Here is a 26,597-nt window from a genome sequence, read left to right as displayed (position 1 = left end):
GACAATTAAATAAAGGCATCAATTTTGATGTTTAGACATTAGCTCGTCTTGACTTCAAGGGAGCGTCCATATATGTCTTCAGGGAAGTTTTATACCATGAAATATAACAAAACCACTCAATGCTCTCGCTTCACTCAATGCTCTCGCTTCACTCGCTGGGACACTAGGTACACAAGGAGGTCCTGTGAATTTAAATCAAGTTACGTTACCCGTAAATAACATGGATAAAGCTACAGAGTTTTATCGTGCTCTAGGTTTTACTCAAATAGTCGATACTCCTCATTATGCACGTTTTGAATGTCCTGAAGGAAATTCAACTTTTTCATTATCTTTAGAAAGCTCTGACTTTAAGAGTTGTACTGTTATCTATTTCGAACACGAAGAGTTAGATAGTTGGGTTGCTCAATTAAAGTCTAAAGGTCTTAATTTCGATCAAGAGCCAACGGATCAGAGTTATTTGTGGCGAGAAGCTGTTTTATATGATCTGTCTGGTAATAAAATTAAACTTTATTGGGCAGGTGAAAACCGCCTTAATCCACCTTGGCGTGTCGAAATGCGCACCTAACAACACGCCCTAAGGTGGACGACCAGTAAAATCAGCTATTAATTACAAATTTTAAAAATGGTGGACCTCAGTTCTTTTAGCCAACAGCAATTTGCCGCTTAAGACAGCATTCTACGCTTAGTCTAGTTCGGTTGTGATTCACTATTAGGAGTAAACTTTGAATAAAGGGATTTTGTTATTTCTACTCACTGTACTTTGTACCATTAATTCTGCGAACTCCGCTGAGACAACCTGGAAAACCCAAGGTTATGGTTACGTTTTTCATACTGTGGACAATAAAACAACAGCCTTTGATTTAACAACTAAGCATTGTTTGGAAAACCACTTTATCACCGATGAGTTTGAACAAATCTCGTTCATTGAAGAAACAAAAAAAGTGAATAAAGATACTCGCTTACTTAACTTTGGTGGTTTGTTTCCGTTAAAGCTAACGAAATTAGATAGTTTACCCGCTCAATGTCAATCCGAAAAAATTGTTAGTATTAAAGACAAAAACTATGAATTTAATGCCAGTATTGTTCTTGACGTTCTAATGAATAATTTTGAAGAGCACTATGCATTTTCAAAAGATAAAGATATTAATTGGGTTGAGCAGAGAAAACTTTGGCAAAAAAGAATAACCTCAAAAACTACGCAAGATGAGCTATTTAGTATCATTGATGACTTTCTTAAAGAATTACGCGACGGTCATGCCATATTACTCAATCAAGAACTTGATAGGCTTTCACATTACTCACCAAGAAAGTGGTCATTTTGGGGTGAATTAAAAGCGCACTCAGTAAATTACCCTGAATACTCAACTTACTGGGAATTACATACCGCATTAATGGAAAAGTCTCAGGGAAACATTAAGAATTACATTGATAAAAACTATTCCACTCTTCAATATCACGATAATTTTACCTTAGCAAAAACGCCTCAAAATATTGCCTATTTAAAAATAAGTAACTTTGATGATTTCTCAAATAATGACGTAAAAGCAACAAAAGAGGTTATGGATATATTTACGCCTATCATCAAACAAAGCAATGGTTTAATTATTGACTTACGTTTTAGTATGGGTGGAAGTGACTTAGTGGCATTTTCTATTTTATCTTACTTAATAGATTCAGAATTAGCCTTGGGGGGTAAACAGTTTAAAACATCGACAGGTTACAGTGAACTTCAAAAAATTGTTGTCGCTCCATCAAAAATTAATAATTACACAGGAAGCATTGTTGTTCTAACTAGTCAAAAAACACCTAGTGCGGCTGAAGTATTTCTTTTAGGTTTACAAGCAAGGGGCAATGTTACTTTTATTGGTGAAAGAAGCTACGGAGCTTTTAGCGATACGTTAACAAAAGCTTTGCCTAATGGTTGGGGGATCACATTATCAAATGAAAGGTATCTCAATTCTCATGGGGAAAATTATGAAAACATTGGATTGCCTGTAGATCATGAATTTGTATTTCTTAATGTGAACAATATTGAAAGCGGAAAAGATGTGCAGCTTAATGAGGCAATTAAAGCTTTTAGATAGGTGCTTTCAGCGTATAACGAGGCGTCACTAATGTCCGCTGTTGGCACAAACCGGAAATCCCCCCCATAAATACACATTAAGGTTTTTAAAACCTTAATGTAATGAATTTTCAACCATTCAAATATTTACCTAAACCTATTCTTACTTAGATTTAAGGTGGGCTTTAATTAACAAAGCTCGATTTATGTACTATACTTTATTTCAATTTAGGCTTTTTCAGCGGCTGAAAAATCTCGATTTAAGTGGCGATGGCCAAAAAAAAGCCAAATAATACACATTTTTTCAAATAACAATTGATAACCATTTTCGTTTAGATTAGTATGCACCTACTAAATGAAATTGAGAGTGGTTTGTATTCATGTATATTTGTCTATGTCACGGTGTGACTGATAAAAAAATTGAGCAAACAATTGACGATGGTGCAACAACCATGCGTGAATTAACTAAAGAGCTTAAAGTAGGCAGCCAATGCGGTAAGTGTTGTGGTTGTACTAAAAAGATCCTTAATCGCAGACTTATTCAGATTGCAGATGTGACGGATCAAGTTGCTTAATTACATATAAAATTTAGATATAAAAAAAGCAGCTTTTTAGCTGCTTTTTTTATGCTTGTTACTATTTACAGTTGAGACTGCAAGTAGTTTTTAATGCCCGTATTTTTAATAAGTAATTGTTGGGTTTCTAACCAATCAATTTGCTCTTCTTGCTCATTTAAAATGTGGTCAAGGGCTTCACGGGTAATATAATCTTTTTTGCTTTCAGCCAGTTTAACTGCGCTTTGTAACTCACCAATAGTATCAAGTTCAAAACTCATGTTAGCTGCAATCATTTCTTCGCTGTTTTCACCAATACGCAGTCGGCCTAGGTCTTGAAGATTAGGTAAACCTTCTAAAAACAAAATACGTTCGATTAAACGATCGGCGTTTTTCATCTTTTGAATAGATACTTTGTAATCTGCTTTGTCTAGTTGAGTGAAGCCAAAATCTTTAAACATACGTGCATGTAAAAAGTATTGGTTAATACCAACAAGCTCATTAGCGAGTACTTTATTAAGCGCTGCAATAACGTCTTTATCGCCTTTCATAATATGCTCCTACTAAGCCATTTGTGCTTGATGATAATTTTCAGAACCAATCTTATCAATTAAGCCAAGTTGTTGCTCTAACCAGTAAACATGGTCTTCTTCGGTATCAAATAACAGTTTTTCTAAAATGCTACGAGACTGATAATCTTGTTGTTCTTCACATATTGCGATGACGTCTTTAACACACGCAACTACTTCAAGTTCTAGTGTTAAATCGTTTTGCATCATGCTTTTTACGTCGTTACCGATAAGTAAATCACGGCGTTTAGTCATATTTGGTACACCTTCTAAAAACAAGATGCGCTTAATAAGCCAGTCTGCGTGATCTTTTTCTTCTTCCATTTCGTGGTTAAGGCGCTCGTATAGTTTGTTTAAACCCCAGTCGTCATACATGCGCGAGTGTATAAAATACTGGTCGATTGCTGCTAATTCGTTAGCTAACAATGTATTAAACGCATCGATTACTTTTTGATTACCTTTCATGATAAATCGCCTTAACTATTTCAATTGTATGCAGTGTAGTATAAATAGCCTATATTGCAAGTTTTCTCTATAAAAATCATTGCGTTACTATTGGTTTTGATTCTTATTTAAGTTTGCGTTACTGCTTGGTTTATGGACAGTTTTTTATTTGCATTAGCATCTAATAGACGCCCTAAATAAAAATTGAGACGTTTATTTATGTGGGATTTGTTGAGCATATAGGCATGCAGGGCATGCCTATAACGTGCGCTTATTTGTTAAAATTGATATTTAGCACCCAGCGTTGCGGTTGTGCCTAATCCTTTAATGTTATATCCACCGTAGGTGTAAGCCTGTGCGCGGGCAGGGTAGTAATCACTATTGAAAAGGTTTTCTATTCCAAAATAGCCACTCCACTTGGCGTTAACATTGTATTGGCCACTTAAGTTGAATGTGTTGTAGCTACTAACAGGGCCCTGATCGCCAGAGTATTGGCCCTGTGCATTTTTATCAAAGCGCTTTCTGTCGCCTACATATAAAAAGCTCATTGCAAGCGATAGCTCGTCATTTGTTTGCCACGTTACATTCGCTGTTGCTTTAGGTGGGCTAATTTGGCTTGCGCCTAGATAGTCATCAGCTTCGGTGTTTTTACCTTCTACGTAACTATATGTGGCGCTTAACTTAAGGTCTTGGGTAATAGTGTAATTAACTAACCCTTCGTAACCCCATATTTCTTGTGGTGCACGCACAGGTTCGTAAACACCCGTTACTTCATTATACTCATTACTAGTACCAAGCTCTGAGGTACTTCTGTAAAGTGCAAATTCAAAACGTACGTTTTCAAACTGTGAGGTAAAACCAACTTCGTAATTGTCGATTATTGAGGCTTGTGTTTGAATAAGTGCAATGTCGTCAAAGGTTGCAGCGCGAAGTAAGCGACCAATATCAGAAATATCAGAGCCCTGTGAGTAACTAAAGAACGGGCTAAAGGCATCTGTTAAGTTATATTTAATACCGGCGTTATAAGTTGTTGCATCGTAATTAATGGTGTCGCCACGCACATTTAATGGTACTGAACATTGCGATGCGGTTTTGCAAAGTTTTAGCGTTTGGTAGTCACTTACGCTCAAATCAATGCTTTCGTTTCTTACACCCGCTTTTACAATAATGTCGTCGTTTATTACCCATTTTGTTTGTAAAAAGCCTGCCACACTTTCCATGTCCATTTCTGGCACCCACACTCGGCCATCTACTAAAGGTTGCGATGTTTTATCGTTTAAGGCATCAATGCCGTAGATTAGGGTGGCTGTTACATTTTCAAAATCAAACTGGCTATTAAACGTGGCTCGTGCACCTTGTTTATCTGATTTAATAACCGATTGACCACCGCTGTAACCTTCATCAAGATTGGCTAAAGCGGTTGAGAAAAAGAACACGTTTTCTATATTTTGTTTATATAGATCGAGGGTCATTTGTGTGTTTTCAAGCAGCGCGTAATCAACATATTTTAGGGTTATATTCTCGTTGCCTTCAGGGCCTTGCGGTTTACCTTGTTTTTGAAGCTCTAAGGGGACGTGTATAGCGTATGTTTTTTCCCCTATATTGCCATCGCCAGTCACATCGCCTAAGTCTGTTTTTTGTTGTGAGCTGTAAAAGTTGTAGCTAAACTGAAGTTGTTTTTCGTCGTCAAAATCGTAACTTAACTTTGTAAAGTAGTTTTGAGTTTCAGAATCAGATAAACCATATTGCAAGCCTAAAATATCGCCCTGTGCATCGCGTTGTACGCCGTTTTCTTCATAGCTTGCTGTTAGTAGATAGCTTAGTTTATCAAGTTTACCGTTCACTGCTGCTGATATTCTACCGCCGCCACTTTCTGCTAACTTAACAGCGCTAAAGCGACTTGAAATACTTATTTCGCCTTCCGGTTTACCATCACTACGCGCTTGTTTTGTTATGTAGTTAATAATGCCACCTGAGGCACCATTACCATAAATAGAGGTTGCTCCTTTTATGACTTCAATGCGCGCTATTGCGCTTGCGTCTAACGTTTTTACACCTAATGAACCATTACGAAGAGGGGTTGATTGCGGTACGCCATCAATCATTATTAATGGCGCGCGACCACGCAGTGTTTGTCCTGAATTACTTGAGCTGCCAGTGTTAGGTGCAAGGCCTGGAACCATTTGCGCGAGTAAACTCCCCAGCTCTGAGCTTACTTTTAAATGCTGCTGTATTTGTTGCTGATTAATAACGGTAATTGAGGCTGGTACTTCGTCAATGCTTTCTGATATTCGGCTGCCAGATACAATCACATGCTCTAACTGATCAGAAGTGTATTCATTTTTATTATTTTCATTTGCTAACGTGTTAGCACTTATTGCAACAGCAATAAGGCAAAGCGAAGTTTTTAACATGGGAGGGTCTTAGTTGATAATAAGTTGCGTAATGGTAATTATTATCAACTAATGACGCAAGTGTTAATGAGATTTATTTCCATTTGTGGCGTTTTAACCAAAAATACACACCGCTTACAATAAAAAATGCGAGTGAAAGGGCTATTAATAACCATAAAAACTGCACTATAGGACCTGCAAAATCACCAATGTGAAATTTATACTTAAAGTTCCATGCTTGTGTTGTGAAGTTGGTTTTACTGGCGTCAAATGAGTTTAATACTTTACCAGTAAATGGGTTAGTCCAAACCCAGCTGTAAGCATGGCTTTCGCCAGGGTTTTGCATTCTCAGTGCAATTGCTTCGTCATCTTTTTTAGGCAAGTAAATTCTATATGTTTTGCCATCAGGGAATACGCTCTCGGCATTTTTTATTGCTTCGTTATAATTTAAAACAGCTTGAGAAAGGGGGATTATTTTTGGCGCTTTAGGTCTTTGCTCTACTTTGTTAAACGTTACAAATTCTAATACAGATTGAGTTTGTGTTTTCCAGTTAAATGCCATGCCAGTAAAGGCAATAAGCATAAGGGGTATAAAAAAGTAAACACCAAGCACGGTATGTAATTGATACATGAGCACTCTAAATTTGGCTTTTGGTTTTATAGCTAAACGTTTAACTCTGTTTTTTGGTTTTACCCATAAGTAAAAACCAAGTAATACATTTACTAGCAGCAGCAATGCACACACGGACATCCAATTTCGGAAGGTTTTTTCACCCTTACTGTTTTCAAACAACAGCCAGCGATGTAAGCCTTGGGCAAACCCATAAATAGTATCGGTTGATTCATAGACGTTTAGTACACTCCCTGAATAGGGATTAACACTAGCGTAGTGTTTATTAGCTAACCTAAACTGCCATGCGGCGTCCGGTGCTTGCTCTGGCATAAAAAAAGTAATTTTTTGCTTAGTTTGAGTTTGTACATTTTGTATAAGCTCATCGTAATGCATAAAAGTAGCTTGTGGTGCTACTTGCCATTTTGCGGGTTCTATTAAGTGCTGAATGTCTTTTGCATAAATCATAACAGCACCGGTTAAGCTCACTATTAATAAAAATAGTCCGCTAATAAGGGCAAGGCCTAAATGAATTCTACGTAACCAAATTTTCAAAAACGGTATCTCATTATGAGTTAATAGTAATATTGTAAATGATAATACGAGCTGTTTTCAATTAAATAGTGATGTATTTGGTTGGATTTCTATTATGCAATTTTCGATATTATAATTATCGTGTAAGAATATTTTTATGGCTTGCAAATTAATCGCTTGCTGAGTGCTAATAATAAGCTCGCAGTAGCTTTCTTTATCGTCTAATTGCCAAAGCTTAATACTGGTTACCGATTCGATATTAAATTTACTACTAATAGCATCCGATATTGCGTGTGTGTCGATATTGTCAGGCGCTGCTTGCATTAAAACTTTGCAGCTTTGTTTTAAAAGTAAAATGCCATGATAAATTACATACATAGAAATAAGTACAGTGGCGATTAAATCAACAATATACCATTGATATAAAATAATTAAGGTGCCAGCAATGATTACCACAATAGATGCCATTGCATCTGATACGTTATGAATGAAGGCTGCTTTTATATTTATACTGTGATTTGCACCAGCTCGATAGGTTAAATACGCTGTTGCTAAATCAATCACTAACGCTATTGCGGCCACCCACACAACTATCCAACCATTAATTGGTTGAGGGTTTAAATAACTCGAAATTGATTCAAAAATTAAATACACACCAATTATTATTAGTGTACTGCTATTAAAAAGAGTGGCGAGTATTTCAGCGCGTTTATAGCCAAAGTGATGAGTGTCATCAGCTGGTTTATTACCGATTTTTCGTGCAATCAAGGCTATAAATATAGCGGCGGCATCACTTAAGTTGTGAAGTGCATCTGCTATAAGTGACAAACTGCCCGAAAATAACCCACCAATAACTTGGGCTATGGTTAGTAATACATTAATAAAAACTGCAACGGTGAGCTGCTTATTACTTTGGTTTTCGTCTACATGACTATGTGAATGATCGTGCGCCATTGCCATAATCCCTTCAAATACATTGACTGAATATTGCTTATATCATGGGTGGTTTAAAACAGCTACAGAAGTTGTCGCGTACATGAACGTAATTTTAAGTTAATGATAAAGGCGTATTTTATTAAATGCGTGAATTTAAGTTTGTCGCGCTAAATGTCGAGTTTTTAAGGAGTTTACGGCTCAAAACTTGCGTCTTTATATATTTAGTGCATTAATGTAAGTAATATTAAATGATTAAAAGCTGCTGGATATTAAGCATGGACAAAGGTTTAAACTTTGGTGAATTAACAGGTAAAGGACAGTCTGTTCGAAGTAAGTTAATTATAACCTTTATAATTATAGCCTTAGGGCCACTTTGTATACTTACGTGGTTTAGTCTTGAACATGTAAATAGCACGCTTAAACAAAATGCAGACACTGAACTTAACGAGCTTAATAATATAGGTAAGCAATTTGCTGATATTTGGTTTACAGACCATGTTAAAGATTTATATTTGCTTAGGGCGCAGTTTGATATCAGCCCCAATAAAAAGCAAAAATTAATTAATCAATTTATTGAGCAGTATGATTTTGTTAATCATGTAGAGCTTATTGATGTAAACCTCGTTAATTCACTACCTTCATCACCTTTTTTAAATGTTATTAAAGAGCCGCGCTTTAATAACATACGTTCTGGGATTATAAATACAGGTAAAATCCAATTCCAGTCAATGACTGCCTCAGGGCGTGAATATCATATTATTGGCTTACCGATATTAAATGATGAAAATAAGCTACAAGCAATATTGCTTGCAGATATAAATTTAAATGGCTTATTAAATAATCTAAGTAAAATACACGCTGCTAATAAAGACATAACATTTTATGTTATGCACAATAATAAAATTCAAAAAAGTAATATTTCAGACGATACCCAACCATCATTTTTCTCTCAAAATGGCTCACCAACACAACGTGTTTTTTCTTATATTGATAAAAATGAAGTCACTTTATATGGGTATATTAATTCATTAGAGTTTTTAAATGAGTCTGGCTGGCAGCTACTTGTATCAAAACCAAAAGAAGTCGCACTACAAGGTGCTAATTATTATAAGCAGCTCGCTGTATTAACTAATTCAGGTGCCTTACTGCTGATATTAACGTTGTCGTGGTGGTTTGGTCGCCGGCTGTCTCAGCCTTTAATTAACTTAGCTAAAATTGTCGAAAATATTACAAAAGGCGATTTAGTTAAAGTTCCAATAATAAACGATAGCATTGAATTTAATCAGCTTTCATTAGGCTTACGTAAGTTAGTAGCCGTAAAAGAAGAACAACAAAGTATATTACAAAAACAACGTTCGGCACTTCAAATTGCATTAAAACAATTAGCAGAACAAAAAAGTGCATTAGATGAACATGCCATTGTTGCGGTAACTGACTTACATGGCACTATTACTTTTGTAAATAAGAAGTTTTGTGAGATCAGTGGTTTCGACGAACATGAATTAATAGGCGAAAACCATCGCTTATTAAATTCAGGGAAACACGAAAAAGAATTCTTTAAAAATATGTACAAAACGCTTAAACGCGGTGATGTATGGAACGGGCAAATCTGTAATAAAGCTAAAAATGGTGGTTTTTATTGGGTAGATACCACCATTGCACCATTTCTAGATGAAAACGGTATACCACAAAACTATATTGCTATTCGTACCGACATTACAGCGCTTAAGTTACAAGAGCTAGAGCTTGAACAGCACAAAACACAGCTACAACTAGTGATTGACTCAACAGCAGTGGGTATTTGGGATTGGTACATTGATACTAAAAAGGTGACATTTAATAACCGCTGGGCCGAGATTATAGGTTACAAGCTCAGTGATATTGAACCTTGTACTATAGATACTTGGTATACCTTTGCTCACCCTGATGATTTAGCTATGTCGGAGAAAAAACTTCAAGCGTATTTTTCCGGCGAGACTGACTATTATGTTAGTGAAGCCCGCATGAAGCATAAAAATGGACATTGGATTTGGGTTCTCGATACTGCAAAAATAGTTGAGTGGAATACCGATGGCTCTCCAAAACGCATGATCGGTACGCATTTAGATATATCAGATCGAAAATCTACAGAGCTTGAGCTACAAGGAAGCCGAGACAGATTTGCATCTTTGGTATCAAATATCCCTGGCATAATTTATCGATGTAAGTTTGATGACAAATTAAGCATGCTTTACATGAGCGAGCAAGCGAGTGAAATAACCGGTTATTCACCCGATGAGTTGATACACAATGAAGACCTTTGCTTCTTTGATTTAATATGTGAAGACGATTCTCAAAAAATAAAAGATGAAATTGTCCATTGTGTTAGCGCTAAGCAGTCATGGTCTGTTGAGTATAGAATTAAAGCCCGCGATGGCTCTTTGCATTGGGTAAACGAAAAAGGCCAAGCGATTTACGCAGATGATGGCAATATATTGTATTTAGATGGATTTATTTTAGATATTACAGAACGTTACAATACACAATTAAAAATAAGCCGTCAGCAAAGCCTGCTTGAATCAATGAGTAAGCAAGGACAAATTGGTGCATGGGAGATGGACCTAGATGCGCATACTCTTTATTGGTCTGATGAAGTTAAAGTTATCCACGAAGTACCAGAGGGATTTGAGCCGAGGATAGATACTGCTATTGATTTTTATAAACCAGGAATACACCGAGACACTATAAGTACCTTATTTGAATGCGCTGTGACTTTAGGTGAAAGCTGGAGTGTAGAGCTTATTATTTTGACCTATTCGGGGCAAGAGCGTTGGGTTAAATCAATGGGCCAAGCAGAGCTTAAAGATGGTAAATGCGTACGTGTTTTTGGCTCATTTCAAAGTATTGATGCACATAAGCGCCTTGAACTCGAAAGCGAAAAAGCAAACCGCTATAACAAAAATTTAGCCGCGCTTACAGTCGCACCTGAAGTGCAAAATAGTGATGTAGAGCAAGTTAAAAAGCTAGCCGTTAAATCTATGTGCGAAGTGCTAAATGTTGCACGTGCGTCGGTATGGATTTTTAACGATCAACGAGATGTAATGACATGTCATAGTTTATACATAGATGGACAAGGGTTTGTAGATACAGATGCTGTTTTAACTGCTAAAGGCTATCCTGCATATTATAACGCCATTTATAAGCAAAACTTAGTAGCCATTGATGATGTTTATACCCATCCAGCAACTGTTGATTTTATAGAAGCGTATACAAAGCCATTAAATATTAAATCGATGCTTGATGCAGTAATAGCAACTGGTGATGGTAATTTAGGTATTTTGTGCGCTGAAACGGTAGGCGAATATCACAATTGGACGCAAAGCGAAGAAACGTATCTTCGATCATTGGCTACTTTAGTGGGAAGTACTTTGATTTCTCAGCAACGAAAAGTAATCAGTGAGGAGTTGAAAGTAGCCCTTGTAAAAGCTGAAGATGCAGCCATTGCGAAGAGCCAATTTTTAGCAACGATGAGCCATGAAATAAGAACGCCAATGAATGGTGTACTCGGTATGCTAGAACTTGTTCAATTAGAGTCACTCCCTAAACCAATAGAAACAAAAGTAGGTATAGCCAAAACAAGTGCGCATTCTTTATTGGGTGTAATTAACGATATTTTAGATTTCTCTAAAGCCGAAGCGGGTAAAATCGAACTTGAAGAGATTAACTTTAATGGACGTGATTTAATTGGCGAAGTTGCTGCCGCACAAGCATTGACTGCTCAAGAAAAAGGTATAGAAATAATTTTAGATTTGGTAGCGCTAGAGCCTTCGCAGTTATGCGGAGATCCTGGGCGCATTCGACAAGTACTTACTAATTTGCTGAGTAACGCCGTTAAGTTTACGAGTAAGGGCGAGGTTGTGGTAAGCGCCAAAATTAATAAAGTGGCTCAAGGTTTAGAATTTGTTGCAAGTATAAAAGATTCAGGCATAGGAATAAGTGAAGAAAAGCAACAGCAGTTATTTACCCCGTTTTCTCAAGTAGATGCATCAACAACGCGTGAATACGGGGGCAGTGGCTTAGGGCTGGCTATTTGTAAGCAGCTTTGTGAGTTAATGGGAGGAGCAATTTCTCTTACAAGTGAAGCAGGTAAAGGGAGTACCTTTACCGCCACTATAATGCTAACTCCGGGAGATCAAAAAGAGCGTTATATTCCTAATATTAATATGGAAGAGCTAACAGTTTTAGTTGTTGACGATAACGAGACAAATCGAATTGTAATTTCACAACAGCTTGAACATTGGGGCGCTAAGGTTGCACTCGCATGTGATGCACATGAAGCACTTGATATGTGCGCGCAGCACTATAAAGATAAAAATTGCATGTATGATATTGCAGTGCTTGATATGCAAATGCCAGGAATGGATGGCATAGAGCTGTGTAAAGCACTAAAAGCACATGAACATTATAAATCAATGCCACTTGTAATGATGACCAGTATTGCAGGTATGGAAGGCGCGCAGCGTTATTCTGATGCTGGCTTTCAGGCATATTTTCCTAAACCAGTAACCACTGCCGATTTAATTTCTGCACTGTCGGTTATAACGAGTAATGATGCAGGCGAGGCGCTCCCACTTGTTACGTCAGGCTATATTTCGTCACTTAAAAAAGAAAAAATGCAGGAGTCTTCCCAAATACTACTGGTAGAAGATAATCCAATTAACCAACAGGTGGCTAAATTAATGCTCAAAAAGCTTAATTGTGACGTTACTATTGCTGGGAATGGCCAATTAGCGATTGATATATTAGAAGCGCATGATTCAGGATATTTTAAGCTTGTACTTATGGATTGCCAAATGCCTGTTATGGATGGTTTTGCAGCAACCGCTGCTATTCGTAAAGGCGTGGCGGGCATACAGCATAAAAACATTAAAATAATCGCTATCACCGCAAATGCAATGAACTCAGATAAAGAGCGTTGTATAACCGCTGGAATGGATGACTACTTGAGTAAACCTATTCAATTAGATATTTTAAAAGATAAATTAGAGCAGTATATTTAAGGTAAAAATACAATGAGCCAACCCGTTATAATACGTGATGCAAAACCAAGTGATGCAAAAACAATTTTGCACTTTATTACCGAACTTGCCATATATGAAAAAGAACCTGATGCAGTAAAAACAGACGAGCAGGCAATTTTAGATACTCTGTTTAGTGAAGGTGCAACTGCGCACAGCATAATTTGTTTAGAAGGTGATGAGGCAATTGGTTTTGCGGTATATTTTTATAATTACTCTACCTGGTTAGGTAAAAATGGCCTATACCTTGAAGATTTATACGTAAGCCCAGGTAGCCGTGGCAATGGCGCAGGTAAAGCCATTATGAAGCACTTAGCTAATAAGGCGATTAGTAATAACTGTGGGCGTTTTGAATGGGTAGTGCTTGATTGGAATAAACCCGCTATCGATTTTTACAATAGCATTGGTGCAAAGCCTCAAAACGAATGGATTATATATCGCTTAACAGGGCAGGAATTATTAGACTTCGCTAAATAGTTAATGAAAATCATTTGCATTTAGTTTTATGGGTGTGTAAGTTAAATACACACTCATAAATAAACGTGCAGATGATTATATGATCTCAAGTCAAAAACAACCCCACTCAGATTTACTTTATCTTGATCAAGCATTAAGCCCTTGGCAGTCGAATATAATGCAAGGTAATTATGCATTTGAACAAGGTGCACTTCTCGAAGCCCGCGATAAATACTTATTAGCTAAAACACTTGCAGATCATCTTCTTCAGCAATTTTTATATGCTCAGATTAATAACACTGTCATTCATGCTATTGAGCACTGTATACCCGCACTTGTTGTTGCGTCACATAATTTAGCTGATACCTATATAGCTATGCAACAGCCTGAAAATGCATGCAAATGGCTATGCGAAGTACACTTAACACTCTCTTCATTAATTAAGCATACTCATTACGATATACAAAAAGTGAGTAAGCATCATTACATTAAAACTTCCTCTGAACTTGTATCATTTGCAAGACGTTATCATTTTTTACCTGAGCTAATAGAGCAAGTGAATTTTTGCTTATGCTCTAAAGACTCAACAAACAGCCTGCTACATTAAAATAAAGGAGTAATTTATGGCGTTTACATTGCCAGCACTTGATTATGAATATGATGCGCTTGAGCCTCATTTAGACAGCAAAACTATGCATATTCACCACACATTGCATCATCAAACGTATATCAATAAAGCCAATGCTGCTTTAGCAGATACTGTATATGCAACCGCAAATGCTGAAAAATTACTTAAGGGAATAAACAGCCTGCCTAGTAATTTGCAAAAAGCAGTACAAGAGCATGTAGGAGGGCATTTTAATCACAGCTTATTTTGGCAAGTAATGAGCCCACAAGGAGGAGGTGAACCTGAAGGTATTGTGGCTCAGGTTATAAATGAGCAACTAGGCAGTTTTGATAAATTTAAAGACCAATTTACAGCCGCGGCAATTAGCCAATTTGGTAGTGGTTGGGCGTGGTTATGTGTAACGCCGGATGAAAAGTTGATTGTAGAAAATAGTGCTAATCAAGATTGCCCTTTAATGCAGGGAAATATCCCTATTTTGGGACTTGATGTATGGGAGCATGCCTATTATTTGAAGTATCAAAATAAACGTCCTGACTATATTGCTGCATTTTATAATGTAATTAATTGGCAAGAAGTACAAAGGCGTTATTTATTGGCTATTGGTTGAGTGCCGAATATGGCTAGTAATGTGAGTTTTTTTCTATAAGCTAGGCTCTATTAGCTTAACTTATAGAGCCGTTTATGGACACTTCACATTGGCAAAAAGCACGTCAGAGTCGCGATCCTCGTTTTGACGGGCTTTTTTACGTAGCGGTAAAAAGTACCGGTATTTATTGCAGACCTATTTGCCCTGCGCCAACGGCTCACGAAAAAAACGTTGCTTATTATCAGTTTGCCCATAATGCGGCGCAAGATGGTTTTAGACCCTGTATTCGTTGCAGGCCCGATAGTGCCCCTGGCAGCGCAGCATGGCAGGGTACAAAAACGACTGCACTTAGAGCAAAACAGTTAATAGATCAAAATGACGAGCACGACTGCGAAAAATTAGCAGCTCGTTTAGGTGTAAGTAGTCGTTATTTAAGACAGTTGTTTAAGCAGTATTTTGGCGTGTCGATTACGCAATATCGATTATTTAACCAATGTCACTTTGCTAAAAAGCTGATTCAAGAAACACATTTACCCCTTACCGAAATAGCGTTTTCCGCAGGTTTTAAAAGCATTAGGCGCTTTAATGATGCATTTTTACAGCAGTTAAATATAGCTCCCTCGAAGCTGCGCAGTGGCGATAAAAAACCAACGTCAACACTCACTTTAACCCTGCCATTTAGGCCGCCTTATAATTGGCCTGCTTTGCAGGGCTTTTTACAAAGGCGCTTGATAAAACCAATGGAGTGGATAACACAAACGAGCTACGGACGTACTTTTGCAAGTGAGGAATACAAAGGAAGCTTTACCGCTGAATTTATAGCGAGTAAAAACCACTTTAGTGTATCTATCAATATAGACAATACAGTGTACTTACAACCTGTTATAAATAATATACGCCGTGTGCTTGATTTAGATGCCGATATTAATTTAATTCAAACGCATTTAAGCGCCAATATAAACAATGCGTTTACAGTGTGTGAAGGGCTCAGGCTTCCAGGGATTTGGTCAAGTTTTGAAGCCGGTATAAGGGCGGTACTCGGACAACAAGTGAGTGTTACTGCGGCGCATAATTTAGTAACAAAGTTAGTTGACGAATTAGGCGAAAAAGAGGGCGATCCCGTTTATTTTCCTACAGCTAAAATTGTTGCTAATAGTGATTTTGCATTTTTTAAAATGCCACAAGCACGCAAAAATGCACTGCACAATTTAGCCCATTTTTGTGCACTAAATCCTGAAAATGACGATTTAGATGAATGGCTTAGCTTAAAAGGAATTGGCCCTTGGACAGTAAATTATGCAAAGCTGCGAGGACAAAGCCAACCCGATATATTACTTGATGGTGATTTAGGTGTTAAAAAAGCACAAGCAGCGGCAAACCCTTTCGTACCTGCTAACAGCGCTCCTTTTCGCTCTTACTTAACTTTTCAACTTTGGCAGCAATTATAATGATCATTCAAACATCAATTTCGAGCCCTATAGACGACATAATTATTCAAGCGACCGAGAAAGGCGTGAGTTACGTTGGGTTTTATCCACTAGTTGAACACCCTTATACGCCATTTGAGCAAGTCACTAACAAGGCGGTGCTTATTTGCGCTGCGCAGTTAAATGAGTATTTTGCAAAAAGTCGCACTACTTTTGATGTACCACTTGATACAAGCGGTACGGTATTTCAGCAAAGTGTATGGCAAGCATTATTAACGGTACCTTTTGGACAGTCGCAAACATACGGCTATATTGCAAACCAACTCAATAACCCAAAAGCAGTGAGGGCAGTAGGTGCCGCGAATGGTAAAAACCCGATTAGTATTATAGTGCCTTGCCACCGAATTATTGGCGCAAATACAAAGCTAACGGGCTATGCTGGTGGGCTTAATAGGAAACTTTGGTTGCTGAAACACGAAGGATTAATGTAAATTAATTTAACGAATATTTTGTATGTTTAGTTCTACATACTACACTGTAGATTTAGTTTATAAATAAAAATCACTATGAAAATTAGAACGTTACTTTATATTTTTGTTTTGAAGTGTATTGTTTTTTGCGATGGCGTTACGGCCAAAGAATTACTTTTTTGTTATGAAGATAAAAACACAGCACCACTATTTTTAGGTTTTGATAAGGCTATACCTATCGATCAACCTGATGCCTCAGTTGAGGTTTTAAGTTTATTAGATAAAGCGATTGATGGTGTTGAGATTAAGTTTGTTAGAAAACCATGGCGTAGATGCTTAAGCGATTTAGAATTTAATCGAGTTAATGCTGTTATTGCCAGTTACCGCAAAGGACGAGAAAACGTTGCTGTTTACCCTGTTGATCAGCAAGGTAAGTTACAAGATGACTATGCAGTAAGTGAATTTAGTAGCTGCCTTATAGGGCGTTATAAATTTCATAAAGAATGGGAGACTCGCGAAGTATTTCAAAATAAAGCATTTACGATAGCTATTCCTAATGGCTATGGACTAAATAGCGCGTTAAAAGAAGAGCCATTTTTTATTCATAATACGTTTTCTAAAAGCAAAGCTTTTGAGTTGCTAGATAAGGGCGTGGTGCAGGCGAGCGTTGATCTATGCCAAGTTGATGGCTTAAAAGTGTCGAGTTATCCGTATGAGGGTAATAATGTCAAACCTATTTATCCCCCTTACGAAACCAGCCATGGTTACCTTGTTTTTTCAAAAAAATTCTACGAAGAAAATAACACTCTAAGTTGGGAAATATGGCATTGGCTATCAAAATTTGAAAGTGCACCTGTGTATATTAAATACTTACAAACACCTAAATAACCTCATTAAATTCGCGTTTGTAAATTGGTATTAATTTAATATTAAGGTAGCATAAGCGCACTTTTTATAAAATGGCACCACAATGGCTCAATTATACTTTTACTACTCTGCAATGAATGCAGGTAAATCAACCACGTTATTACAATCTGCATTTAATTATAAAGAACGTGGCATGGAACCTGTGATCCTTACTGCTGCCATTGATGATAGACAAGGCGTGGGTAAAGTATCGTCTCGTATTGGCTTGCAAGCAGATGCGCATGTATTTGATGCTAGCAAAGATGTTTTTGATCTTATTCAATCACTCAATAATGAAAAAAAACGCCATTGTGTGTTAGTTGACGAGTGCCAATTTTTATCAAAAGAACAAGTAATGCAATTAACCGATGTGGTTGATGAATTAGGTATACCGGTATTGTGTTATGGCTTGCGTAACGACTTTAGAGGCGAGCTATTTATAGGGTCGCAATATTTGCTTGCGTGGGCTGATAAGTTAGTTGAGCTTAAAACTGTATGCCACTGTGGACGTAAAGCAAACCATGTACTGCGTACCGATGAAAATGGTGAAGCAATAGCCGATGGTAACCAAGTAGAAATTGGCGGCAATGACCGATACGTTTCGGTATGCCGCAAACATTATAAAGCCGCGTTAAATATGGGCCGACAAAGCATTTAAAAATGTATCAATATCTTCGCGCGTAATATCTAAATGCGTTACTAGCCTAAGCTGCTTGCTTGGGCTAAATAGTATACCTTGTTGTTTAAGTGCCTCAGCAATCTCTTCAATATTTATACTGCTAGTGTATGTTGCGTAAACCATATTAGTGGTGTTACTCATATCTACAGTAAAGCCACTGATTTCACTTAATTGTTGAGCCAAATAACGTGCATTTGCATGATCGTCTTTTAAGCGCTCTACATTGTGCTCAAGTGCAAACTGCCCGGCAGCTGCAAGCATTCCGGCTTGGCGCATACCGCCACCAAGTACTTTTCTCCATCGTCTTGCTTTATTAATAAGTGCTGGTGAGCCTAATAATAAAGAGCCTACGGGCGCCCCCAAACCTTTAGATAAACAAATAGAAATTGAGTCAAAGTGCTTTGTGATTTCAGTGATATCAACATTTAGCTCAACAGCGGCATTAAAAGCACGTGCGCCGTCTAAGTGCAGCGCTAAATTATGCGTATTAACAAAGTCACGAGCTTGGGCTAAGTACTCAAGCGGGAGTACTTTTCCGCCTATGGTATTTTCTAAGCTAAGTAATCGCGTGTTTGCAAAATGGCAATCGTCTGGTTTTATTGCTGCAGCTATTTTACTGAAGGGGATGCTACCATCGGCTTCATTTTCAATAGGCTGTGGTTGCACAGACCCTAAAACAGCTGCTCCGCCGCCCTCAAACTTATAATTGTGAGCATTTTGGCCACAAATGTATTCGTCACCTCGCTCACAATGCGCCATTATTGCAAGTAAGTTGGCTTGTGTACCTGAGCTACAATAAAGTGCGGCTTTAAAGTTAAAACGCTTACACGCATAGGCTTCTAGTTGGTTAACGCTTTCATCATCGCCATATACATCGTCACCAACCGGTGCGTTGTGCATAATATCGCGCATTATTTTTGAGGGCTTTGTAACTGTATCAGAGCGAAAATCTATCATGATTGCCTTATCCTTTTTATTGTTTTTAATAAAATTGGTATTAAGCCAGTTCACTACATATTTGTTCACGGGTTTCTTTATCAAAGTAGCTCCATGCAATAAAGCGGCTAATTTTTTGACCTTGTGCCATATCAACTATTTTATACTGTGCTATTGGGTGAGCTTTTAATACTTCTTCAAGGGCTGCAATATTATCTTTTTTAGAGACTAACGACGTAAACCACAGTACTTGCTCTGCAAAGTCTTCGCTTTCTTTAATCATATTAGAGATAAACTGTACTTCACCGCCTTCACACCACAATTCATTATTATGACCACCAAAATTAAGCGTGCTACTGGGTGTTTTTCCTAGGTTTTTCCACTTACGTTCACTGCCTTTACTTGCCTCTTCTTCGCTTGCATGAAACGGAGGGTTACAGAGCGTTAAATGATATAGATCTTTTTGATTTACAACGCCTTTAAAAATATGTGATGCGTTTTTTTGTTGTTTTAGGATTATTTTTAAACCATTAAACTGAGCAATTTGCTTTGCTATTTTTACCGAAGCTGGATCAATATCAGTCCCTGTAAAATGCCACTTATATTCACTTGTACCAGTAAGCGGATAAACTAAGTTAGCGCCAGTACCAATATCAAGCACTTTAATTTGCTTACCTAAAGGTATTTGTTGTTGGTTATCATCACTTAATAAATCGGCTAAGTAATGAATGTAGTCAACACGCCCAGGTATAGGTGGGCATAAATTATGCTCAGGAATATCCCAAAAATCAATATTGTAGTGAGCTTTTAAAAGCCCTTGATTAAGTGTTTTAACGGCTTTGTTATCACTAAAATCAATGCTTTTAGTGCCTGCAGGTGTGGTTATAACAAAAGGCAGTAGAGCAGGGTGCTCTGTTGTTAATAAATCGAAGTCGTACCCATTTTTATGTAGGTTACGAGGGTGTAGTTTTGAACGTGTATTATTTTCTTTCATGGCTTCATTTTAACAACAGATATGATGTGGTGATTGTAACAAATGCTGATGAGTAAAGTGCAGACATTTCCTTTGGTATATTTAATATTACTGGTAGGATGAGTTGAAAATAATAAAAAGGAATAACTGTGGCAATTTCTCAGCAATCAATAATTATCAATTTAGACGCTCACCAAACACTTCATTTACGCCGTATTAGCGATGAAGGTCAGCAAGGGCCTATCGTATTTTTTATGCATGGAGCTGTAGAAAACGGTAAAATTTTTTACACGCACTCCAATAAAGGGCTCGCACCATTTTTAGCTGAGCATGGATATTGTTGTTATGTTGCTGATTTACGTGGCCGAGGTGATAGTAAACCGGTTATTTCAAGTGACGCTAAGTACGGGCAAACTGAAGCCATTTTAGAAGACATCCCTACCTTTATTAAGCAAATAGAGTTGATTGAAGGCAAGAAGCCTGACTACTGGGTCGCTCACTCTTGGGGCGGGGTATTGATGAACAGCGCGTTTGCACGTTTTCCAGAATATATTAATGATGTAAAAGCGTGTGTGTATTTTGGCTCTAAGCGCTCTTTATTTAATAATCATCCTCAAAAATTATTACAAGCCAATTTAATTTGGTATTTTATGGCACCTTTACTTGCTAAAAAACACGGCTATTTAAATGCTAAAGGTTATAAGTGGGGAAGCGATAACGAAACTCAAAAGTCGCATTATCAAAGTATGCAATGGGCTAAAAAGAAGCCATGGATAGATTATGATGATAATTTTGATTATGCAAAAGCTCTAAACAATCTGCATTTACCGCCAACGCTTCATATTGCTGCGGTAAAAGATAAAGCATTAGCGCAACCAATCGATATTCAAAAGTTTATGGACGAATCAGGGCCTGGCATTCAACAAATGCGAATTTACGGTCGTAAACACGGGCATAATTTTGATTACGATCATATTAATATGCTTACCCACCCAAGTGCGCGTGATGATCAATTTAAAGATTTACTTAATTGGTTTAAAGCACATCTGTAGGACCTGTTGACCTTTCAGGGTTGAACCCAAAAGGCAGCGCATGTTTGGTCTTTATGCTACGTTATCGCCTATTTATGGGGAATGACCACACTTCATAGGCTCTGCCTTGTCTAAAAACCAAACAGCCTACTGCAAATTTAACCTCGAAAGATAAACAGGCCCTAATTAATTCTCATCAAGTAACTTTAAAAGAGGTGTTTTGTAACGCTCCCACTTAGCGATTGCGGCGTTATTAATAGGTTGGCGAATAGCATGTTTACTCAACGTGGTTACCGGTGTTTTTTGTTTATAAAACGCTAAGCAGCGCTCTTCAAAATGACAGTTTAAAAAACCAAGTAACTGCGTTAGCTGCTCTTTTGGGTTACTCACTAAATCTTCGTAACTGACATCATAAATTGGCATACCTTTAAAGGAGTGCCAATGGCTCATCAGTTTTTCATACACACTATGGTAAAGCTTAAACTCAGGTAGTGAGCAAAAATAAGGCTCGTTTTCAGCAAAGTAATTAGTGAAAATAGAAAACGCTGTAGCATTAAAATTACGACTTAAGTTTATAAATTTGGCATTTGGAAATAGGATATATATTAGTCCGAGCGACTGATAATTACTCGGCAGTTTATTTATTATAAAAGGTCTGATGGGCGATGCTGTTTTTAATGTTGTGATATAAAGCTCGCGGGCTTTTTTGATTAAGTCAGGCGTTAAATGCGCTAAACATTGCGGGTAAGCAACTCCCGTTTTTTGCTCGATAAAAGCAACCGCGTTATTACTAATACTCGTACTTTCTCCTAGGCTCGAAAACTGACTATGGCTTGCCAACATTTGCTCCAGGAGGGTAGAGCCACTACGAGGCATACCAATAATAAATACAGGTGTAATATTACCTGTAAATTTTTTATCGGCAGAGGCAATAAATTCCTCGGTGTTGTATTTTATTATTTCATCGTAAAAAGGGATTAAATCTTTAGTGTTAAATTCACTTAATTTTTTTTGTAATTTATTCGCCAATATAAAGTAATTAAATGCTTGCTCGGTATCTTCAAGTGCATCGTAACTGTTTGCTAATGCGTAGTAACACACCATTTTTAAACGTAAATTGCTCGTTTGAGTTAATAAGTGGTGTAAATTACTTACATAATTATGCTCTTTATTAAAGCGGCCTAACTGTACAAGTTCAAATAAAATATAGGCTGTTACTGGGTAGGTGCCAATACTGAGAGCTTGGGCAAACGTTGTATGGGCTTTATCTAATTCGCCATATGTTAAGTAGTGTTGGGCTAGGTAGTAGTGGGGTTCTGGGTTATGACTCGCTAACTTTTTTGCATATTCGAGAACAGTTAACGCATCGTTTGGCGAATTAACACCGTTAAATGCATCAGCAAGGGCATGTAATGGTTCAAGCATATGAGGCATGCGCTCACACGCTTTTTGGAGTAAGTACACGGCAGCGTCATAACGCTCTAGTCGTAGGGCAATTCTGCCTAAGCCAAATAAAGCTTCACCATTTTCGGGATTACTATTTAAAATCGCTTTAAAATGGAACTCGGCTTCTTTGAGTTTATTCTCTTGAAATAATTGGTTGGCTTTATTAAGTAACATAGTTAGACATTATTATTATTTTTATTAACTATAAAATTAAAAAGGCGAAATGTCTTTAACATTTCGCCTTTGGTTCTTCATGAAAATAGTTTAAAAAGTATATGTTGCTTTAGCGTAGTAAAAGCCACCGTTAATACCAAACGGAGATGTCTCGTAGAACTGACCACCCCAGTTATTGTTAGGCGTATCAATTCTATCAGCAAAATCTAGCTTTTCAGCGTCTTGGTCAAATATGTTTTGAGCGCCTACAGAGAAGCTAACTGATTCATTTAAGAAGTAAGTTACTTCAGCATCAATAGTGACTGCAGCATCAGCTGTTTTAGCTGTTGCATCATAATCAACGTGAACACCTTGGTATTCGCCGTAGTAGTTTGCACGAGCAAATGCAGAAACTGATTCCCATTGCTGAGATAATGTGAACGTTGCACGATGATTAGGTAAGTCTTCTTCTAAGCGCTTAACTTTAAACGCACCTGTAATCTCACTAAATTGAGTTACTTCAGTATCATTCCAGTTATAAGCAAGGCTAAATGTAGAGCTACCGCCCATTAGCTCAGCTGTATAGTTGGCAACTAAATCGATACCTTGTGTTGTTGTATCAAAGTCATTTGTAAAAAAGCTTACTTGAGCAAGACCTTGTACATTAGGAACTCCAGCCGCTGTAAGTGTATCTTTATCTGCTTGGCTTAAGTTGATTTTATCTGATTGGCTAATACGGTCATCTACTTGAATGTTGTAGTAATCAAGCGTTAAAAATAACTCGCCGATTGTGTATACAGCACCAAGCGTATAGCTTTGTGATTCTTCCGGCTCAAGCTCTGTACCACCTAATTGCACTGCAATTGGGTTTGTTGGTGGAAGAAGCGCTGAATCTTGTAATACGCCGCTGTCTAAGCTTGTTTGTACGTTACTTACGTTAGCTTGACCAACTGTAGGTGCACGGAAACCGCTACTTACAGAGCCACGAATATTTAAATCTTCAGTTAAATGGTATTGAGCCATTACTTTGTAGTTAGTTGTAGTACCAAAGCTGTCGTAGTCTTCAAAGCGAAGCGCCACACCCATTAGGAAATCTTCAGTGAACGGTGCTTCAACATCAACGTATGCTGCATAGTTACGACGAGAAAACTCCCCTGCTTGTGATGGTTTAAAACCAGGGAAGCCGTTAGAGCCAATACCAAAACCCTGTTCTGTTAAAGGGCCTGCAGTGTAAGATGCTTCATCACCAGAAATGATAGTGAATGTTTCTTCGTGCCATTCAAAACCACCGGCAATATTTACATCATAAGCTAAACCAAAGTCGACACCCTTTGATAAATCAAAGTTAAAGTTTTTCTCTAGTTGCTCATATTTACCTGGGCTGAAATCACGCGGTGTATCTGCGCCTAAAGAAGCATTAACCGTATCGTAAATAAAGTAACGTGATTCATTTAAGCCCACAGTACCACTTAAGTCATAGTAAGTATCTTTTAAGAAACCACCAGTGAATCGCCCTTTAGTACCGATAGTTAAAGAAGTATCAGTAATGTTGCCGCCAAAGTTAGGTGTAAAACCACCTGGAAGCGATTCGTTAAATGCAAAACAATCTGGATTGTTCGCTACACCATTTATGTAAGCTGGATCATCTAGTACGTTGCCATCTGTTATTGCAATAGTAGGACAGTTAGCGCTCATATCAGGTGTTAAATCTGCAACAAGCAGAGTTTCGCCACCATCATTTGAATAAACACCAGAACGCGTTTGAGGGTTACGGTAGTAAAAGCCACCACGTACATCACGTTCAGAGTAATTACCAAACATGTAAAATTCAGAATCGTTCGTTAGCTCTAAACCCACGTTACCAAAAATTGTAATATCGTCATCAACTTCTGGTGCGCCCCATACTTGTGCGAGCGAAGATACATCTGGAACACCGGCAGCTGAAAGTGCTGCGGCATCGGCACGTTGAACCGAGCGGCTTGTTGCATCAGCTGTTTTGTACTGAAAACTTAAATTAGCAAAGCCATTGTCGGTAAACGGTAAACCCACGTTACCCGACACTTGTGTTGTATCGCCATCACCTTCATAAAATTGACCATGGCGGATTTCTAATTTACCGCCTTCTGAAGCGTCTTTTAACTGGAAGTTCATTACACCGGCAATTGCATCAGAACCATACTGTGCTGCTGCGCCATCACGAAGTACTTCTACTTGTTTAATAGCAATGCTTGGAATAACTGAAATATCTGCGCCTTGCGCGCCATCGTTAATACCACCGCCTAAAAATGCAATTACAGAAGCACGATGACGACGTTTGCCGTTTAAAAGAACCAATGTGCTGTCTGATGGTAAACCACGTAAGTTAGCTGGGCGAACAAGAGAGGCCGCATCACTAATAGGATTTTGATGTACGTTAAAAGATGGCACGGCACCTTTTAAAAGCTCAAGCATGTCGGTATTGCCTGATCTTTCTAATTCTTCGCCGCCAATAATATCGATTGGAACTGGTGAGTCACCGATTGAACGTGGAGCTGAGCGCGTACCTACTACGGCAATTTTCTCTACGTTTTTATTTACTTTAGTTTGCTGTTGCTCGTCTGCTGCAATAGCAGAACCCGAAAAAAACAACCCTGCAGTGGTTGTAGCTAAAGCAAATTTGATTGCTTGGTTTAGCGCATTATTTTTTAATTTCATTCTAATTTTCCCCAGTTAGAATAATTCTTATTTTTGATGCTAATTTCACATCATTTATTTTTAACTTAATTTTTTGTTTCACATAAGTTTGAGGGTTTAGCTCAAAAGCCTAATCAATTAAGCTTACTTTTTGTGAAGTCCTATTTACAGACTATAGGTAAAAAACGGGAAGGGCAATTACTAATTAACCATTTGATAACAAAAAGATTCAATTTAAGAAAAAATGCAACAATGGTGCAAAGTAAAGCTAAAATGAACTAAATAAGTGCAAATAGGGTTGTTGAGAGGAAAATTAATGCGTTATCAGTATTTAAATGTTATTTATTTGTTTCTTTTTGGTGGGGTTTTCAATGTTTTGTGCGCATCGCCAAGTTGCTAATTTTTCTTTATATTCATCCCACACGCAGGGGCAGCAACTGCCACCACCACAACATTCATCAGATTTTGGTTTTTCAGGTTTTTGCGGTAGTTGGTTTGTCATATTCAGTGTTGTTGTATGTATTTAATACTAATTTGGTGCAAAGGATAAGTTAAAGGATGTTGTAAGTAAATTATTCTTTGTGAACCCGTGCTGCTGTGTGAAAATAAAAGTTATGCGATTATATAAAGTTATTCACCGTGCACCTTGGCGGGTAGTTAAAATTAGTAAGAAACGCCAACAGCTGCGTTTTCGCCGTGCTATGGTGGCGCTTAAAATTGCACTTGCGCAAGAAAAACAAGAAACCAAAGAAATGCTCTCTATTTATAGGCGCTATACCCAAGGCCAAACAAGTAAAGAGGAGTTAAAACGCGCTAATGAACAGTTTGTTGATATTCTAAAAGGGCTAGGGCTCGGTGTGTTTGCTGTATTACCTTTTGCCCCGCTTACAATTCCTTTAGTTGTTAAATTAGGGAGTTTAGTGGGAGTTGATGTACTGCCAAGCTCGTTTAATATAAACAAATCTATTAAAGAACTTGATGCTAAAATAGATCAAGAAAATCAAAAGCAAGAATCCAAAAACAGCTTAAAAAAGTAGCTAAAATCCCTTCAAATTAGCGATACCTTTTAGGTGC

Annotated in this window: 23 protein-coding genes; 13 read left to right on the top strand and 10 right to left on the bottom strand. The window is 37.7% G+C overall.

Going from position 1 to position 26,597, the window contains the following annotated elements:
* Positions 1-184 precede the first annotated feature (184 nt).
* The 3 genes from I6E72_RS14165 to I6E72_RS14155 all read left to right on the top strand — a co-directional run bounded on the left by I6E72_RS14165 (position 185) and on the right by I6E72_RS14155 (position 2,637).
* Positions 185-565 (top strand): VOC family protein, encoded by a 381-nt coding sequence (locus I6E72_RS14165; protein WP_197112769.1) that lies wholly within the window; start codon positions 185-187, stop codon positions 563-565.
* Positions 566-722: 157 nt separating this feature from the next.
* Positions 723-2,084: a S41 family peptidase gene (locus tag I6E72_RS14160; RefSeq protein WP_197112767.1), complete on the top strand. Its 1,362-nt coding sequence runs from the start codon at positions 723-725 to the stop codon at positions 2,082-2,084.
* A 358-nt stretch (positions 2,085-2,442) separates the two neighbouring features.
* Positions 2,443-2,637 carry a (2Fe-2S)-binding protein gene (locus I6E72_RS14155; protein ID WP_002960627.1) on the top strand — a complete coding sequence of 65 codons (195 nt, stop codon included), beginning with the start codon at positions 2,443-2,445 and terminating at the stop codon, positions 2,635-2,637.
* 65 nt (positions 2,638-2,702) lie between these two features.
* Here the strand turns inward: I6E72_RS14155 and bfr (I6E72_RS14150) are convergent, their stop codons facing one another.
* From bfr (I6E72_RS14150) to I6E72_RS14130, 5 genes are all read right to left on the bottom strand, one after another.
* Positions 2,703-3,167: a bacterioferritin gene (gene bfr, locus I6E72_RS14150; RefSeq protein ID WP_024593101.1), complete on the bottom strand. Its 465-nt coding sequence runs from the start codon at positions 3,165-3,167 to the stop codon at positions 2,703-2,705.
* Between the two features lie 12 nt (positions 3,168-3,179).
* Positions 3,180-3,650 carry a bacterioferritin gene (bfr, locus tag I6E72_RS14145; RefSeq protein ID WP_002958985.1) on the bottom strand — a complete coding sequence of 157 codons (471 nt, stop codon included), beginning with the start codon at positions 3,648-3,650 and terminating at the stop codon, positions 3,180-3,182.
* 257 nt (positions 3,651-3,907) lie between these two features.
* The gene (locus I6E72_RS14140) at positions 3,908-6,043 is read right to left on the bottom strand and encodes a TonB-dependent receptor (RefSeq protein ID WP_197112765.1); all 2,136 of its coding nucleotides are present in this window, start codon (positions 6,041-6,043) and stop codon (positions 3,908-3,910) included.
* Positions 6,044-6,116: 73 nt separating this feature from the next.
* Positions 6,117-7,187, bottom strand: a complete 1,071-nt coding sequence (locus tag I6E72_RS14135; protein WP_197112763.1) for a PepSY-associated TM helix domain-containing protein — start codon at positions 7,185-7,187, stop codon at positions 6,117-6,119.
* A gap of 57 nt (positions 7,188-7,244) precedes the next feature.
* Complete coding sequence (locus I6E72_RS14130) at positions 7,245-8,120, bottom strand: cation diffusion facilitator family transporter (RefSeq protein WP_197112761.1); 876 nt, start codon at positions 8,118-8,120, stop codon at positions 7,245-7,247.
* Positions 8,121-8,377: 257 nt separating this feature from the next.
* Between I6E72_RS14130 and I6E72_RS14125 the strand changes: the two genes are divergently transcribed.
* The 8 genes from I6E72_RS14125 (at position 8,378) to I6E72_RS14090 (ending at position 18,290) form a co-directional block, all read left to right on the top strand.
* Positions 8,378-13,141, top strand: coding sequence for a PAS domain-containing protein (locus I6E72_RS14125; protein WP_197112759.1), 4,764 nt, complete (start codon positions 8,378-8,380; stop codon positions 13,139-13,141).
* A gap of 12 nt (positions 13,142-13,153) precedes the next feature.
* Entirely contained in the window at positions 13,154-13,636 is a 483-nt protein-coding gene (locus I6E72_RS14120; RefSeq protein ID WP_197112749.1) for a GNAT family N-acetyltransferase, read from the top strand.
* 79 nt (positions 13,637-13,715) lie between these two features.
* Positions 13,716-14,222, top strand: coding sequence for a hypothetical protein (locus I6E72_RS14115; RefSeq protein ID WP_007582333.1), 507 nt, complete (start codon positions 13,716-13,718; stop codon positions 14,220-14,222).
* A 16-nt stretch (positions 14,223-14,238) separates the two neighbouring features.
* Positions 14,239-14,850 carry a superoxide dismutase gene (locus I6E72_RS14110; RefSeq protein WP_197112747.1) on the top strand — a complete coding sequence of 204 codons (612 nt, stop codon included), beginning with the start codon at positions 14,239-14,241 and terminating at the stop codon, positions 14,848-14,850.
* Between the two features lie 74 nt (positions 14,851-14,924).
* Positions 14,925-16,277, top strand: a complete 1,353-nt coding sequence (locus I6E72_RS14105) for a DNA-3-methyladenine glycosylase 2 family protein (RefSeq protein WP_197112745.1) — start codon at positions 14,925-14,927, stop codon at positions 16,275-16,277.
* Positions 16,277-16,747 (top strand): methylated-DNA--[protein]-cysteine S-methyltransferase, encoded by a 471-nt coding sequence (locus I6E72_RS14100; protein WP_197112743.1) that lies wholly within the window; start codon positions 16,277-16,279, stop codon positions 16,745-16,747. The genes I6E72_RS14105 and I6E72_RS14100 overlap by 1 nt, the downstream gene beginning before the upstream one ends.
* Before the next feature lie 75 nt (positions 16,748-16,822).
* Entirely contained in the window at positions 16,823-17,614 is a 792-nt protein-coding gene (locus I6E72_RS14095; protein ID WP_197112741.1) for an amino acid ABC transporter substrate-binding protein, read from the top strand.
* Positions 17,615-17,696: 82 nt separating this feature from the next.
* Positions 17,697-18,290, top strand: coding sequence for a thymidine kinase (locus I6E72_RS14090; protein WP_010553997.1), 594 nt, complete (start codon positions 17,697-17,699; stop codon positions 18,288-18,290).
* Here the strand turns inward: I6E72_RS14090 and ltaE are convergent.
* Positions 18,264-19,268, bottom strand: a complete 1,005-nt coding sequence (gene ltaE, locus I6E72_RS14085) for a low-specificity L-threonine aldolase (protein ID WP_197112739.1) — start codon at positions 19,266-19,268, stop codon at positions 18,264-18,266. The genes I6E72_RS14090 and ltaE overlap by 27 nt on opposite strands.
* 40 nt (positions 19,269-19,308) lie before the next feature.
* The gene (gene rlmF / locus I6E72_RS14080) at positions 19,309-20,241 is read right to left on the bottom strand and encodes a 23S rRNA (adenine(1618)-N(6))-methyltransferase RlmF (RefSeq protein WP_197112737.1); all 933 of its coding nucleotides are present in this window, start codon (positions 20,239-20,241) and stop codon (positions 19,309-19,311) included.
* 128 nt (positions 20,242-20,369) lie between these two features.
* Here rlmF and I6E72_RS14075 point away from each other — a divergent pair, with 128 nt between their 5' ends.
* A complete protein-coding gene (locus I6E72_RS14075) occupies positions 20,370-21,272 on the top strand; it encodes an alpha/beta fold hydrolase (RefSeq protein WP_197112736.1) in 903 nt (300 codons plus the stop codon).
* A 165-nt stretch (positions 21,273-21,437) separates the two neighbouring features.
* On the opposite strand, the gene I6E72_RS14070 is transcribed toward I6E72_RS14075, so the two are convergent.
* From I6E72_RS14070 to I6E72_RS14060, 3 genes are all read right to left on the bottom strand, one after another.
* Positions 21,438-22,871, bottom strand: a complete 1,434-nt coding sequence (locus I6E72_RS14070; protein WP_197112734.1) for a tetratricopeptide repeat-containing sulfotransferase family protein — start codon at positions 22,869-22,871, stop codon at positions 21,438-21,440.
* 90 nt (positions 22,872-22,961) lie between these two features.
* On the bottom strand, positions 22,962-25,544 hold the full coding sequence (locus tag I6E72_RS14065) for a TonB-dependent receptor plug domain-containing protein (protein WP_197112733.1): 2,583 nt from the start codon (positions 25,542-25,544) through the stop codon (positions 22,962-22,964).
* 310 nt (positions 25,545-25,854) lie between these two features.
* The gene (locus tag I6E72_RS14060; protein ID WP_010553991.1) at positions 25,855-26,025 is read right to left on the bottom strand and encodes an oxidoreductase-like domain-containing protein; all 171 of its coding nucleotides are present in this window, start codon (positions 26,023-26,025) and stop codon (positions 25,855-25,857) included.
* Positions 26,026-26,137: 112 nt separating this feature from the next.
* Between I6E72_RS14060 and I6E72_RS14055 the strand changes: the two genes are divergently transcribed.
* Positions 26,138-26,560, top strand: coding sequence for a hypothetical protein (locus tag I6E72_RS14055; RefSeq protein WP_024600540.1), 423 nt, complete (start codon positions 26,138-26,140; stop codon positions 26,558-26,560).
* Positions 26,561-26,597 lie beyond the last annotated feature (37 nt).

Origin of the sequence: Pseudoalteromonas sp. NSLLW24, assembly GCF_015864725.1 — a bacterium.
Classification (GTDB): domain Bacteria; phylum Pseudomonadota; class Gammaproteobacteria; order Enterobacterales; family Alteromonadaceae; genus Pseudoalteromonas; species Pseudoalteromonas arctica.
Note: the sequence above shows the minus strand (reverse complement) of the source record. Positions and strands in the feature narration are given on the sequence as shown.